Genomic DNA, 15,270 nt, shown 5'->3' with positions numbered 1-15,270 from the left:
GGGGGCCAAGCGGTGAAGCGGAAGCTTGTGATCATCATGACGGCAGCCATTACCGGCTGCTTGCTTGTAGCTCAAGGCACCAATTTCGCGGAATATGCGTCCGAGGTCGTAGCTGAGCCTGCGCCAAGCAGCGGACTAAATAGCGGGCTTGCAGCCTCAAGCAGCCATTCCGGCAAGGTGCCTGCATGGCCTGACGGGATGGAAACGGCGGCTGAAAATGAATTTTTAGCCTTATATGTCAACCCTGAAACGACGGAAATTGCGGTTAGGGACAAGCGAAGCCAAGCGATTTGGTATTCCAATCCGCAAAATCGCGAAGCTGATCCGGTCGCAACCGGCTATAACAAGACGAAGCTGAACGTGCAGGTCGAGATCAGTTATTTTGACAAAGCAGGAAATGCATTGAAATATGATAATTACACCCATAGCGTTCAGAACGGCCAATATGCCATAGAGAAGGCAAATGACGGACTGGACATCGTCTATACGCTAGGGGAGGTTAAAAGCGACATCGATGCCATTCCTAAATATATTAGCGCGGACCGATTTCAAACCGTCATTCTGGATAAAATCGAACAGTCGGCGGACAAAAGAGAAGTTGAGAAACGCTTTAAATATGATGAGGAAAACCAGCGTTATGAAAGAAGGGACTCCTCCTTTAAAGGAATCGGATTATCTAAGGTTACCGAAATCTTCAATCAGATCGGCTATGACGAGGAGCAGAAGGCAATCGATAAGGCGGCGTATGGTGAAGCGTCCACTGGCAGCGCCAACGTTCGGATTCCTTTACATTATCGGCTGGATGGCGAGCATCTGTTGGTGACAGTTGCGGCGGGCGAGATCGAATATCCGGCTAATATGAAAATTCAGACGCTGTCCCTGCTTCCGTTTTTTGGCGCAAGCGGCCGCGAGGATGAAGGCTATACGTTTGTTCCAGATGGGTCGGGCTCGCTTATCCGTTTCAACAATGGCAAAACCTATGATGCGCCGTTTCGTACGGCCCTTTACGGTTCCGATGCGTCTATTAGCCAGCTCATCAAAATTCAGAAAGAGGAAGCTGCACGCTTGCCTGTATTCGGCATGAAATATGAGGACCGGGCATTTGTCGCGATTATTGAGAAGGGTGACGCGGTCGCCGCGGTCGAAGCGGACGTAAGCGGCAGGCTTAACGATTACAACACCGTGCTCCCCAGTTTTACGCTGACTAATTTGGAGGAGGTTACCTTGACGAACGGGTGGCGCTCCAGTACGGTCAAAAAGTTTCAAGCGGAGCCCTTTGATGGGGAAATGACGGTTCGTTACGGCTTTCTCGGAACGGGGGAGGCCAGCTATTCGGGCATGGCGGCGCATTACCGCCATTATTTGATCAAGCAAATGGGCCTGACGAAGCTGCCGGATGAAGGGGATGTTCCGTTCTATGTTGAGCTTATTGGCGGCATACCGAAAAAGAAATTTTTCTTAGGCATTCCTTATAACGCCTATGAGCCGCTTACGACCTTCAATCAGGCGGAGTCTATTTTGGGCCAAATGCTGGATAGGGGGATCGGCGGCATTAAGCTGCGTTATACGGGCTGGTTTAACGAGGGGTTAAACCATAATATTCCCAAATCGATTGCCGTTGACAAGAAGCTCGGGGGAAGCGAAGGCTTAAACGAGCTAAAGGCATATGCCGATGCGAACGGTATAGGGTTGTTTCCTGATGCGGCCTTTCTTGAGGCAGCTCCGCAAGCGGATGGATTCAAAAAGTCGAGTGAGGCTTCCCGATTTATTACGGGCCGGCTGGCGGAAATTTATTCTTACAGCGCGTCCACCTTCAGTCAAGAGGATGAACGCGAGCCTGGTTATGTAGTGAGTCCGAAATCGCTGCCGAAAATAACAGCTGGATTTATGGACAATTACGGGAAGCTCCAGCTCTCGGGATTGTCTCTACGCGATCTTGGCAGCGAGCTGAATTCCGATTTCAATCGTTCCGAGGTCATCAATCGCGAGGAAGCGAAAGAGATTATAAAGCAACAGCTGAAGCAAATGAGCGGCTCCATCAAGGAACTGCTGGTGGAGGGCGGAAACGCCTATTCGGTTCCCTATGCTCGGCATATTGTGGATGCGCCGATATCGAGCAGCGGCTTTAATATGACCGATGAGAGCGTGCCGTTTTTTCAAATGGTTTATCACGGCTACGTTCATACCGCTGGAAGCGCTTGGAACATGTCAGATGATCAAAACTCCTCCTACAACTTTCTGAAAGCGCTGGAAACGGGCTCATCTTTGCATTACACATGGTTTTTTGCTGATTCCTCCGCGATCAAAATGACGGAGTTCGACCATTTGTATTCCGCCGATTATCTGGGCTGGATCGACGAAGCGGCCCAAAGGTATGGCGAACTGAATAACGTTCTCCACGATGTGCAATCCCAAGCGATTATTGATCATCGGGCACTGGCGGATGGGGTGTACCAGACCACTTTCGAAAAAGGGAAAACCATTATCGTTAATTATAACGATGCTTTGGCTGAAGTGGGCGGAATTACAGTTAGGGCAAAGGATTATTGGGTGGGAGGTGAAGCTCCGCGATGAGGTTCAGGAAGCTTTCGCTTGAGCAAAAAAACAGATATTACGGGCTGTATTTCATACTTCCCTGGTTTGCAGGCTTTTTATTCCTGTTTATCGTGCCGCTGCTGTCATCGCTTCACTACAGCTTTAGCAATCTGCAAGTCACGAATGATGGCTTTAGCCTGGACTTTATCGGACTGTCCAATTACCGGGAAGCCTTGCTGTCACATGAATCGTACGTCAGAATATTGACGGAATCGGTTGTGGATATTGCGGTCAACACACCGCTTATTATCATATTCAGCTTGTTTTTTGCGGTGCTGCTTAACCAGAAATTTAGAGGACGAGTACTGGCCCGGGCGATCTTCTTCCTTCCCGTTATTTTGGCATCGGGCATTATCGCCAGCATCGAGAACGGAGATTTGATGCAATCCGTCGTGCGAAGCGCAAACGATACAGCCGGCGGCGGCCTGTCCATCATGAAAAATCTAGAACTCGCCGTCCTGCTCATCGAATCAGGTGTGAGTATGACCTTTGTGGAGTATTTGACCGGTGCCGTCAGCCGAATTTATGAGATTATCAGCCAATCGGGTGTCCAAATCCTTATTTTTCTGGCGGGTCTGCAGTCGATTTCTCCTTCTTTATATGAGGCAGCTAAGATTGAAGGCTCGACTGGCTACGAAGCATTCTGGAAAATTACATTTCCGATGATCAGCCCGTTAATTTTGACGAATCTGGTTTATACCATAATCGACAGCTTCATCAGTGATGAAACAAGCCGGCTTGTGGTGGATACGGCATTCAAAAGCTATAATTTTGGCCTTAGCGCAGCAATGGCGTGGATGTATTTTGTTGTCATTGCGCTTGTGCTGTGGATTACGACGTCAATTGTTTCACGAAAGGTTTTTTATCAAGATTAGCGGCCTGAAGGAGGAAGGACATGAAGAAGGAAATCGCTGAGGTGGGGCAGCCAACGAAAGATGAGTTACAGCATCGCATGGCGTCTGCTGCCTATTGGCTGGAATTTGCAAAAAAATGGCTGTGGATAACCATCCGATTCGTACTCATTTTCGGCATAGCGTTTGTCATCGTCTACCCGATTTTATTGAAGCTGTCGATTGCCTTCAAAAGCATGGATGATTTATATGACTCTACAGTCATTTGGGTGCCGCATGCGCTGACGCTCGACAATTTCAAGCTCGTATTCCAAGCGATGAACTATCCGCAAGTGCTGCTCAATACGCTGCTGCTATCTTCTGCGGTCATGCTGCTGCAAACGGCAACCTGCGTGCTTGCCGGCTATGGCTTTGCTCGAGTGAAGTTCAGAGGAAGCGGCTTTTTGTTCGCAGGCGTTATTTTTACGATTTTGGTGCCGGCCCAAACGATGATGGTTCCGCTTTATTTGCAATTTAAAAATTTCGATCTATTCGGGCTGGTTAAGCTGATTCAGGGCGAGCCCGCCAATCTGATAAACACTTACTGGCCATTTATTATTTCGGCAGCGCTGGGCATGGGTGTGAAGACGGGTTTATATGTATATATTTTTCGCCAGTTTTTCAAAGGAATTCCGCGAGAGATTGAAGAAGCTGCCTATGTGGATGGAGCCGGCTACTTTACAACCTTTAGAAGGGTCATTCTGCCTAATGCGGTTCCTTCCATGGTGACCGTCATGCTGTTCTCCTTCGTCTGGCAGTGGAACGATTCTTTTTTTACGAACATGTATTTGAATGAGCCAAAGGTGATGTCGTCGATGATGGCTTCTTCCGGCTATGCGATTGCTACTTTCCTTAGCGGAGGGGGACAGGCGGAAACCGCTTCCTACGTCCAGGACCCATTCTTTATGTCCATGATGATGAACACGAGTGTCCTGATGGCTATACTGCCGCTCATTATTTTGTATTTGTTTGTGCAAAGGCATTTTGTAGAGAGTGTCGAACGATCAGGCTTGGTCGGATAGGAGAGGCGGATGAAAAAGAAATTGACAGTTGTTATCGTTGTGGTGTTCACGTCAGCTCTAGGCTTGTATTTCGCTTTTACATCGAATCGTTCCGATAGCGCAAGCAGCCCGAAAAAGGAGGAAGCGCAGGTCCAGCAGCTGACGCCGCCGGATGCTTATGTATCGCTCGATGGAGCGGTCCGCTATCAAACGATTGATAATTTCGGCGCGTCCGACGCATGGTCGATGGACCCTCTGGGCAAGTATTGGACGGAAGAAAATAAAAATCGCGTGGCGGATTTGCTTTTTTCACGAGAGAAAGGAATTGGCCTGTCGGCCTGGCGTTTTAATATCGGTGCAGGCTCGATTGAAACAGACCAGTCGCGTATTCCAGATCCCTGGAGGAGGGCGGAATCGTTCAAGCTCTTAGAGGAAGGGAATTATGATTGGAGCAGGCAGGCGGGTCAGCAATGGTTTCTGCAAGCGGCAAAGGATCGAGGCGTGGATACCTTCATTGCATTCGTGAACAGCCCGCCGGTGTGGATGACCAAAAATGGTTTTGCCCAACCGGATGAGGAAGTTGGCTCCACCAATCTGAAAGAGGGATATGAAGATGAATTTGCAGCATTTTTAATCGATGTTTTGGAGCATTTTAGCGAGGCAGGCTTGGATTTCGAATATATAAGCCCAATTAATGAGCCGACCTGGGATTGGAATCTGGCCCAGCAAGAAAGCAACCGTTATAACAACGACGATCTTAAGCGTGTCATTCTTGAATTGCATCGGCAGTTGAAAGAGAGCGGCCTTGAAGCGCAAATCAGCGCCCCAGATGGCGTAGAAATTACAGCGCTGCTGGATGATGAATATTACGGGCAGTTTGCAGGGGGCGGGACCTATTCGGGCGGGGCCAACAGTCTGGGGACAGGGAAATACCGGGAATATATTAAGGAGCTGCTCGGCGATCCTAGGCTCAAGGAGGCGATTGGCAATAAAATCGCTTCGCATTCCTATTGGTCCGATTACAGCAAGCCGGGCGACGACCGGCTGGGCAAGCTTAGACAATTGCTGGATGCCAATCTGAAAAAATACGACGAAAAGGCTAAATACTGGGTAACCGAATATTGTATTCTTGGCGATTACGGTCCGGGGCGTGACCTTGGGATGGAGCCTGCCTTGCATGTGGCCCGCACGATTCATTTTGATTTGACGGAGGCAAATGCAGCGGCATGGCAGTGGTGGACAGCGGTGTCCAAGGTCGATTACAAGGATGGGTTGATCTATACTGATTTTAGCGAGGCGGGTGATGAGCAAAATATTTTGACCTCCAAAATCATGTGGGCGCTCGGCAATTACAGCAAATTTATACGTCCGGGTGCGCAGCGCATCTCGCTTGCAGGCTTGGATGAAGATGCGCGCAGCGGTTTGCTGGGTTCGGCTTATGTACATGTTGGAGAACAGACGGTTACGGCTGTATTCGTCAATGACAGCGAGGACGATAAGCGCGTTCGGGTTTCATTGGATGGCGTGGATCAGCACCATTCCATTGCATTTATGGAACCTTATGTTACGTCGGCGGGCCAAGATCTTGTCCGTGGGGAAAGCGTACCCGTGCTGGATGATTATTCGTTTGAAGCGGTTATTCCAGCGAGGTCTGTCGTCACCTTGACGGGAGGCGGGGCTGGCGGTACGGTCGAATGATAAGTCAAAACGATAGTTGAAAATAATAAACAGGAAGCAGTAGGCGTTGATGGTCATCCATCAACGCCTTTTTTGGCAATAGGCTTCGCGGAAAGAACGCTGTAGCTGAAAAAGAATCGAAAAAAGAGTGAGGTAAGCTGCCTCTCCTATTCGATTGTGGACGTTCTTCCCTAAAATAGTTCGGTCAGGGAATGTATAAATTCAGCCTCCAGCTTTCATATTAATAACTATAAAATTGATGAATGACAAAGGGAGAATTGATGATGCAGCAGCAAACTACAGCGAATAACAATGCGCTGAAGGCAACGAACAAAAATCACGGGGGACATGAGCTTTTTGATTTGCAGGAGGTATTGAATTGCAGCATTAGCGCAATGGATCAATTTATGATTTTCAGACAATATGCGCAGGATCAGGAGCTGCTTAATCTTATCGACAAGCAATATCAATTTATGCAATCGCAATACAATGTGACGGCTGAATGCTTTAAGACCGGGCAGGAGCCAAGTCAAAAAACATCAACGTATTTGATTAAAGAGGTAACACCGACCGTATTCGGCATGAAGCAAAGCTCGCCGAAAAAACCGATTCAATCACTAGCCGATGTTAATGATGCCGGAGTATGTGGTTTTATGCAAGGTATCGTTAAAAAGCATGCATCGCTGTTAACGACGTCTGCTCTTGAAGCAACGAACCCGGTTGTCCGTCGTGTACTCGCTTCCCAAGTGCAAAACTTTATTGAAATGTCCTATGAGCTCTTTCTGTATCAAAATAAAAATGCCTATTATCAGGTACCGCAATTAAACGATGCTGATATGCAGCAAATTTTGAATACATTTTTGCCAATCGCTGAAACACCGCAAATGCCAGAGTCTAATAAAGGAACAGCCCTTCATTGACAGCAGCTTTTAGTTCAAAATAAAAGTTTAATGTTGAATAAAATACCCATATGCAGCTTAAAAGACGTCCGGTTTCCATTTCGGGCGTCTTTCTACAAAGAGGAATTGGAGGGGTAACTGTATATCCCGATTTATGCCTCAAGATTAACTGTAGGTCTGATTGAATTAAAGCTGAAGGAGCATGGTCATCTTCGTTCAACGCAGTTAAATTTAATTGATGCAAATTCTCGTATCGCCTTTGGTTCAATAATATCCTGATCTTCATCGAATGGCGGACATTGGTAAAAACGGTGTGCTGCTGTTGTTGTTGTCAGAGAAATTAATGCTTACCCTAATGAAGCTCAAATATTTTGTTCCGGTTCATGGCGAATTTCGCATGCTTTATCAACACCGGCTGCTTGCGAAGTTCATTATAGAGGTGTGAATAATAATGCTTTTTCTGTCAATCATATAGGGATCTTTTTCGAAAGGAGGGATATGTTTTGGCTAAGCAGCAAGGACATGGAGCACAAAACACAACTACTCGCACCTCGGACAAGCAAGGCAGTAAAGCGGGCAAAGGCGGAAATAAGTCATAGTCTGTAACCTTTTTGGGCAAGAAAGCTTCAATCCCGCATGACCTTGATAAAAAACAGTTTAGTTGCTTTCGATTATCCATCAACCATTGCAGCCTTTGGATCAGCGATGATCTAAGGGCTGTTTTGTATTTCATAACACAGATTCGCTAAGGGCAAGTGATTGCTGCCAATCGAAAGCTTTATCTCAGTGATACATCATATAGGAGTATTACCTAAATAATCCGTCATATATAGGAGGCTTTAAGGTGATAAAAATTTATTTAGTGCGTCATAAAAATATTTATGTTGTATTATAAAACTGTAATGATGTATGCTATTAGCAAATAAGCGAAGGGGGAATGCGGAAATGCACCGGGGGGTTGGCATTAGCGGAATGGGGAGAATCGGACGGCTGCTCGTTAGGAAAATGTTGTCTGAGCCGAATCCAGCAGTAAGGTTGAGGGCCATTAACAGCGTATATCCCGTGGAGACGATTGCTCATCTATTGAAATACGATTCGGTTCATGGGAGCTGGAAAGCAGATATACTGGTTCGAGATCAACAGCTCGTGATTAATGGTCATTCCATACAAGTCGTATATGAAAGAGCGCCGGAGAACATTAAGTGGCATCGTTATGGCGTCGAGCTTGCCATTGACGCAACCGGGAAATTCAATGATCGGCAAGGTGCGCTGAAGCATATGGCTTCAGGAGCGAAACGGGTGCTGATTACAGCGCCCGGCAAGCAAATGGACTTGACGATTGTGATGGGTGTTAATGATCATCTTTATCGCCCGGAGGAGCATCAGCTGTTATCAGCTGCCTCCTGTACGACAAACTGTGTGGCTCCAGTTCTTCATGTGCTGGATCAAGCGTTCCATATCCAATCTGGCTGGATGACGACGGTGCATTCCTATACTTCTGATCAAAATCATTTGGACAATCCGCATGAGGATTTGCGCAGGGCTCGGTCCTGCACCCAGTCCATTGTCCCTACGACGACAGGGGTCGGTAAGGCGCTTGCAGATGTGCTGCCGCATTTGTCCTCGCGCATTCAGGGCATGTCGCTGCGGGTTCCGACGCAGGATGTATCGCTAATTGACCTCACCATTCAAGCTGAGCGTCGTACAACAGCGGTGGAAGTAAATGAAGTTTTGAAAGCGGCTGCAGAAGGCAGCAAGTCTTCTTATATCGGTTTTGCCGAGGAGCCGCTCGTATCAGCCGACTATATTGGCTGCTCGAAATCGGCAATGGTAGACGGTCTTTCGACGATGGTTATGGACAATCAGATTAAAGTCATTGCATGGTATGACAATGAGTGGGCATATGCATGCCGCGTTATGGATGTAGCCAATTTAATGATGGAAAGGGTGAAGGATTCATGCGAAATCACGGTATAGAAATGGGAGCCATTTATTGCAAACACTGCATGACGCTGATTGATACACAGCCAACGAAGAAGGTGACTAATTATTATTCGGAATGCAAGGAAGAGGCATGCGTTGGGGCGAGGTACGGTGGTGGACTAGTCAGTTCGGGGCAAATGCAAGGAAGCGGAAATCGGGCAGGCGGATACACAGGGACGGGAGGAAGTGAGTCATGAGCATCATGGAGTCGAGGCTGCGTCAGCAGTTAGGCGTACATTATCAATTAACGACAGAGCAGCTAATGGAGCATGCGATTAAACGCGGTGAAGGGACGAAGCTGGAATCGGGAGCACTGCGGGTGCTGACGGGGCAATATACAGGCCGTTCGCCGAAGGATAAGTTTATTGTATGCGAGCCGTCTTCGCTGCCGCAGGTTGCTTGGGGCAAAGTGAACCAGCCGCTTTCGCCGGAGCATTTTAACCAGTTGTATGAGAAAGCAAAGCGTTATATGGAGCGGCAGGAGCTGTTCATCTTTGACGGCTATGCTGGTGCGGATGAATCTTACCGCCTGCCGATCCGCGTTATTAATGAATATGCTTGGCATAATCTATTTGCCCGCCAGCTGTTTATTCGTCCAAGCGAGGAGCAGCTTGCCACCCATAAGCCTGCTTTTACGGTCATCGCCCTGCCGGGGCTCAAGGCAGATCCTGCATGTGACGGCACAGCGTCCGAAACGTTCATTTGCATTTCTTTTGAGCAAAAAGTCGTGCTGATTGGCGGAACGGAATATGCAGGCGAGATGAAAAAGTCGATTTTCAGCGTGCTTAACTATTTGCTGCCATTGCAGGGCGTCCTGCCGATGCATTGCTCGGCGAATGTAGGAGAGCAGGGCGACACGGCGCTGTTCTTCGGCTTATCGGGCACGGGCAAGACGACGCTTTCTGCCGATCCCTCGCGCCGCCTCATCGGAGATGACGAGCATGGCTGGTCGGAGGATGGGGTGTTCAACTTCGAAGGCGGCTGCTATGCGAAATGCATTGGCCTGAGCGAAGAGAAGGAGCCGCAAATTTGGCAGGCGATCCGCAGCGGAGCTGTGCTGGAAAATGTAGCGCTAGATGCCCAGACAGGGCAGCCTGATTATCAAAGCAATCATCTGACGGAGAACACTCGCGCTGCTTATCCGCTTGAGCATATTCCGGGAGCGGTGCTCACGGGGAAAGCAGGCCATCCAAACGTTATTTTGTTTCTGACCGCCGACGCTTGCGGCGTGCTGCCACCGATCTCCAAGCTGACGAAGGAGCAGGCCATGTATCATTTTCTATCGGGGTATACGTCCAAGCTTGCGGGTACGGAGCGTGGGGTAACCGAGCCGGAAGCGACGTTTTCCGCTTGCTTCGGGTCGCCGTTCCTGCCGCTCGCGCCAAGTGTATATGCGGAAATGCTCGGTGAAAAAATCGCCCAGCATGATGCCAAAGTGTATTTGGTTAATACAGGCTGGTCCGGCGGGCCGCATGGCATAGGGCAGCGGATGAACCTGCGCTATACGCGGGCGATGGTAACGGCAGCGATTGATGGCAGCCTAGAGCAGGCTGAATTTATGGCTGATCCAGTGTTTGGCCTGAGCTGCCCGCTGGCGGTAGAAGGTGTGCCGAATACAGTGCTCCTGCCCCGCGAAGCATGGCAGGATAAGGCGGCCTATGATCAGCAGGCGGCCAAGCTTGCCGCACAATTTGTGAATAATTTCCGCAAATTCGTAGGCGTAAGCGCGGAAATCTCTGCTGTTGGTCCAGTAGTGCAGCCGCACCAGAGCTGATAGAGGAACGGGATAGTGGTGAAAACAAGGGACTGCTTTTAGGCTGTAATAGCCTCGAAGCAGTCCCTTCTTATATTTCACCCTAGCATGGCGGCTTGCCGCTTATACTGATCCTCCAATACGAGGCAGGCCATAGCCTCCACAACGGGCACAATTCTCGGACAAATGCAAGGATCATGCCGCCCCTCCGTTCTAATTTCCTGCTCCTCGCCGTGGATATTGATTGTTTGCTGAGGGACCGAAATGGAGGAGGTCGGTTTAACGCTTATGCGAAAAATAATATCCTGTCCCGTGCTGATGCCCCCTATGATGCCGCCCGAATGATTGCTGAGAAACCCGTCGCCGCTCATCCCGTCATTATGCTCGCTGCCCAGCATGGAAGCGGCAGCGAAGCCAGTGCCAAATTCAATGCCTTTCACGGCACCAATCGATAGCATCGCTTTCGCAAGCTCCGCGTCCAATTTGTCAAATACCGGCTCTCCCAGACCAGGCACTACGCCGCGAATCCGGCATTCTACAATGCCGCCGCAGCTGTCGCCAATCGCTGCGAGCTGTTCAATTTTACGGATCATTTTCGCTCCGGCAGCAGCGTCGCATGCACGAACCGCATTTTGTTCAATGACGGCTTCATCGAAGGTTTCGCATTCAATGCCTCCGATTGCCTGCGTATAGGCAAGCACCTGCACGCCCCTTTGCTCCAGTAGCTTGCGGGCGATAGCGCCTCCGGCTACTCTGCCCGCCGTTTCTCTGCCGGAAGCCCGTCCACTGCCGCGATGGTCGCGAATGCCATACTTTTGCAAATAGGTGAAATCGGCATGGCCTGGGCGAAAAGAATGCTGGATATCACTGTATGCATCTGGTCTCATATCCTGGTTATGCAAAATAACGAAGAGCGGCGTTCCCGTCGTTTTTCCCTCGAACATGCCCGATAAAATATGAACGATATCATATTCCTTGCGCGGGGAAGTGACTGACGATTGCCCGGGCTTGCGTCGATCCATCTGCTGTTGAATATAGGCTTCATCGATTTCGACGCCCGGCGTTACACCGTCGACAATGACGCCAACCGCCTCGCCATGGGATTCGCCGAAGGTTGTGATTTTAAAAGCTTCTCCGAATGTATTTCCTGCCATTATGGATCATCCTTTTTTGTTTTCTTGTATAAACCCGATTATAATGAAGAAAATGAAATAAGTGAAATTGGATTTTATCAAAAATGATATAGAGGTGGTCTATACCATATGTTTAATCTGGAATGGTATCGGATTTTTCTGCATACAGCACGCTGCAAAAATTTAACAAGAGCGGCGCAGGAGCTGCATATTACGCAGCCATCGGTCAGCTATGCGATTAAGCAGATGGAGGAGGCTTTGCAGCTCAAGCTTTTTCATCGGCTGTCGAAGGGCGTCGAGCTTACCGAAGAAGGGCGGGCGCTGCAAGGCTATGTGGAGCAATCCTTTTCCATGCTGGATTCTGCCCAGAAGCATTTGCAAAATATGAAGCTGCTCAGCGAGGGAGAAATTCGCATCGGGGCGAGCGATTCGCTGATTAAGCATCTTTTGCTGCCGCAATTAAATGCCTTTCATCGCGATTATCCGGGTATCCGAATCCGTCTTTCACATGGGAAAACGCCCGATATTACGCAGCGCTTAAGGGAAGGCGATATCGATTGTGCGATTATCCATCTGCCTATAAACGATTTCCAGCTGAATATTCAGACGCTTGCGGTGCTGGAGGATTGTTTTGTAGTCGGAGAAGCTTATGCGGAGCTAGCCCGCGGCTCAGTAGCGAATGGTGCCTTAACGGTGCAGCAGCTGGCTGAGCTGCCGCTTCTATTATTATCTCAGGGCAGCAGCACGAGGGAGTTTGTTGAACATTGGTTCGCGGGCAAGGGACAGGCAGTAAAGCCGGATATCGAGCTTGGAAGTATTGATTTGCTCGCCCAGTTCGCAAGGCTCGGTTACGGGGCAGCATTCATTAGCCGTTCTTTTGTGCAGGAGGAATTAAATAATGGCATGTTGTATGAAGTATTTGTAGAAGACCCGCTTCCACCCCGCAGCATCGGGCTTGCCGTTCGGCAGGACAGGAAGCTGTCGGTTGCGGCTGAGCGCTTCGTCGAAATGTGCATGCCGCCTGTCGATGAGGGACATTAAATTAGTTTGGTGAAATTAGACTTGCCAAGCGTGCCTGGTACATCACTTTGGTAAATCCGAATATGTTCCATCAGCATCCGTACATCGTTCATGGCGCCTGCCGGCGTGTACAATGTACCATAAAGAAAAAGCGTTCTCTGCACAACCTAGTGTGGTAGCGGATGATGGGATGATCACCCTATCCATAGAGGACAGAAATGGTGGACATATGAGCATAGCGAGCAGGCAGCTGCCCCGTAAACTGACCATTACGATGTGGGATTTCTCTTGGTATACGATGACGACGCCGGGGGAGCCTTACAGCGATTTAGCTGCAAGATATAAAGAGGCGGTCGAGCGGGGATATAACACGATTCGCATTTGTGCGATGCCACTCATGCTGTTTACGGATTCGGGCGTTCGCCCCGGACCGCTGCGCTTCGGCAATTTGGGCGAGGTGGGCCAGCGGACACGCTGGTACAATTGCAGAGGCGGAGCAGAGCTGGACGGGCATGCGCAGCTGTTGGAGCTGTTCAAGCAGGCAAAGGCTCACAACTGCTATATTATTCTTTCCTCGTGGGAATACCAGCAAAGTCCAAGCTTTCTGGCGGAGCCTTATTTGCGCGATTTTCTGGCGGATATTCCGCCGGACCAGCGCTTTATGGCGCTGGCGAAGTCAATGGATCAGCTCATTCAATATGTGAAGGCAGCGGGCTATGGCGAGCAAATCGCTTATGCTGAGCTGCATAATGAGGTCGAATTTGGACAGCTTACCGATATTGCAACGGAGCAGGGCGTTGTCAGCTCCAATACGCCTGGCCTTGTGCAAATTATGCAGCCCTATATTGAGGAAGCGGTCGCGTTGCTCCGCGAGCAGCATCCCGAGCTGTTAATGACGGCAAGCTATACGCTGAATGAGGCTTACCCGAAAGCTTATGTGGCGCGAAATATGCAGGTGGCTCATTTTCATCTGTATATTAAAGGCGTGCTGCAGGAGCTGATGGACCGGACGGGCATCGACAATGAAGCGGTGCCGTTTCCAAATGAGCTGGTGCAATCGCTGCTGCGGGAAGATGCGCCGCCGTTCGAGAGCTGGCAGCTTCCGGCAGGCCAGGAATGGCGGATGCAGGGCAATCCCGTCGGCATGAAGCTGCTTTATCTCCATGATTGGGCCGACCCGGATCAATGGGATTTATATTTGTATGACCATTATGGCAGCCATAAGCTGGCGATGCTCCAGAAGGCGGATTTTCGTTTTGAGGAGCTGCATGAATGGGCGGGGCAAACGGAGCTTCCTATCGTCATTGGCGAAGGTTATGTGGGCTACACGCCGCTGCATGCGGGCTTTGAGGAAGGGCCAGTCGGTAAATTTATTGCCGAATATGCGATTCGCAAAGGGATGAAGCTGGGCTTCTGGGGCATGGTGCTCTGCTCCAACTGCGCGCCACATCATCCGTTCTGGAACGATATTGCGTGGCAGCAAAAGTGGAACCGGTTTATTTTGGAATCGGAATAAATGAATGCGGCAAATATAGCTCAAGAAAAAATCAAATAGAGCGGGATGAAAGCTTCTTTTTCAAGCATGCCGAGGCATGCGGGCAAAGAGGCTTTTTCTCTCTCCTATCACGCGCCTATTTGCTATAATCGGTATAGATGATCTTATTTACCATTCTACTAGGCGAGAGGAAGATACATATATGCAAATGCTGAAGGGGCAAAAAGCAGACGTCACCAAAGGGAGAAGCCTCGGCAAGCTGGCTGTTCAGTTTGGCTGGAAAGCTGGCAAAAGCGAGCTCGGCATCGATGCTGCGGCGTTTCTGCTGTCAGAGCGCGGCCGCTGCGAGCGGGATGAGGATTTTATTTTTTATGGCAATCCATTAGCGGCTAACGGCGCTGCCGAGCATAAATCAAACGGCCAGCAGCTTGGCAAGGAAGCAGGCGATCAAGAAGGGATCGAGCTTGTGCTTGGGCGCCTGCCAGAGCAAATAGCGAAAGCTGCTTTTACGGTGACGATCTATGATGGCGAGCAGCTCGGGCATGCTTTTCAGGATGTAACGGGGCTTTATGTGCGGCTGGTTAACCTAGATACGAAGGAGGAGCTGCTGCGCTACGAGTACGGTGCGGATTTGGTGAAGGAGACGGCGGTTGTAGCTGGGGAGCTGTATCGTCACAATGGCGAGTGGAAGTTTAGCGCGATTGGCAGCGGCTTTAACGGCGGGCTTGCCGCATTATGCTTGAATTATGGGCTTGAGCTGGAAGGAAAAGCTGCGGCGGGCGATGATGAGGAATCCCAGGCTCATGCTCGGGCAGAGGTAGCTG

The 15,270-nt window shown here is 49.6% G+C and carries 11 protein-coding genes and 2 pseudogenes; 12 read left to right on the top strand and 1 reads right to left on the bottom strand.

Annotated elements, in window-relative coordinates; all coding sequences use genetic code 11:
* The first annotated feature begins 12 nt into the window (after nt 1-12).
* The 9 genes and pseudogenes from AC50YG_RS26620 (at nt 13) to pckA (ending at nt 10,819) form a co-directional block, all read left to right on the top strand.
* Nucleotides 13-2,574 carry a DUF5696 domain-containing protein gene (locus AC50YG_RS26620; RefSeq protein ID WP_494831273.1) on the top strand — a complete coding sequence of 854 codons (2,562 nt, stop codon included), beginning with the start codon at nt 13-15 and terminating at the stop codon, nt 2,572-2,574.
* A complete protein-coding gene (locus AC50YG_RS26615; RefSeq protein WP_494831271.1) occupies nt 2,571-3,470 on the top strand; it encodes a carbohydrate ABC transporter permease in 900 nt (299 codons plus the stop codon). Before AC50YG_RS26620 ends, AC50YG_RS26615 begins: the two co-directional genes overlap by 4 nt.
* 20 nt (nt 3,471-3,490) lie before the next feature.
* Nucleotides 3,491-4,507: a carbohydrate ABC transporter permease gene (locus AC50YG_RS26610; RefSeq protein WP_494831269.1), complete on the top strand. Its 1,017-nt coding sequence runs from the start codon at nt 3,491-3,493 to the stop codon at nt 4,505-4,507.
* 9 nt (nt 4,508-4,516) lie between these two features.
* The gene (locus AC50YG_RS26605) at nt 4,517-6,184 is read left to right on the top strand and encodes a glycoside hydrolase (protein WP_494831267.1); all 1,668 of its coding nucleotides are present in this window, start codon (nt 4,517-4,519) and stop codon (nt 6,182-6,184) included.
* 263 nt (nt 6,185-6,447) lie between these two features.
* Nucleotides 6,448-7,083 (top strand): spore coat protein, encoded by a 636-nt coding sequence (locus AC50YG_RS26600; RefSeq protein ID WP_494831265.1) that lies wholly within the window; start codon nt 6,448-6,450, stop codon nt 7,081-7,083.
* 316 nt (nt 7,084-7,399) lie between these two features.
* A pseudogene (locus AC50YG_RS26595) lies at nt 7,400-7,495 on the top strand (MBL fold metallo-hydrolase RNA specificity domain-containing protein); the annotation flags it as partial.
* 512 nt (nt 7,496-8,007) lie between these two features.
* Entirely contained in the window at nt 8,008-9,039 is a 1,032-nt protein-coding gene (gap, locus tag AC50YG_RS26590; protein WP_494831263.1) for a type I glyceraldehyde-3-phosphate dehydrogenase, read from the top strand.
* A complete protein-coding gene (locus AC50YG_RS26585; protein ID WP_341281874.1) occupies nt 9,021-9,242 on the top strand; it encodes a GapA-binding peptide SR1P in 222 nt (73 codons plus the stop codon). The genes gap and AC50YG_RS26585 overlap by 19 nt, the downstream gene beginning before the upstream one ends.
* 5 nt (nt 9,243-9,247) lie before the next feature.
* Nucleotides 9,248-10,819, top strand: a complete 1,572-nt coding sequence (gene pckA / locus AC50YG_RS26580) for a phosphoenolpyruvate carboxykinase (ATP) (RefSeq protein WP_494831336.1) — start codon at nt 9,248-9,250, stop codon at nt 10,817-10,819.
* A 77-nt stretch (nt 10,820-10,896) separates the two neighbouring features.
* Here pckA and aroC read toward each other — a convergent pair whose 3' ends face one another.
* The gene (gene aroC, locus AC50YG_RS26575; protein ID WP_494831261.1) at nt 10,897-11,952 is read right to left on the bottom strand and encodes a chorismate synthase; all 1,056 of its coding nucleotides are present in this window, start codon (nt 11,950-11,952) and stop codon (nt 10,897-10,899) included.
* A gap of 108 nt (nt 11,953-12,060) precedes the next feature.
* Between aroC and AC50YG_RS26570 the strand changes: the two genes are divergently transcribed.
* The 3 genes and pseudogenes from AC50YG_RS26570 to AC50YG_RS26560 all read left to right on the top strand — a co-directional run.
* Nucleotides 12,061-12,972, top strand: a complete 912-nt coding sequence (locus AC50YG_RS26570) for a LysR family transcriptional regulator (RefSeq protein ID WP_494831259.1) — start codon at nt 12,061-12,063, stop codon at nt 12,970-12,972.
* 208 nt (nt 12,973-13,180) lie between these two features.
* Nucleotides 13,181-14,467, top strand: coding sequence for a cellulase-like family protein (locus AC50YG_RS26565; protein WP_494831334.1), 1,287 nt, complete (start codon nt 13,181-13,183; stop codon nt 14,465-14,467).
* Nucleotides 14,468-14,543: 76 nt separating this feature from the next.
* Nucleotides 14,544-15,182: pseudogene (locus tag AC50YG_RS26560) on the top strand (TerD family protein); the annotation flags it as partial.
* Nucleotides 15,183-15,270 lie beyond the last annotated feature (88 nt).

This window comes from Paenibacillus sp. J31R34 (genome assembly GCF_059383715.1).
This window is presented reverse-complemented; position numbering and strand designations above follow the sequence as displayed.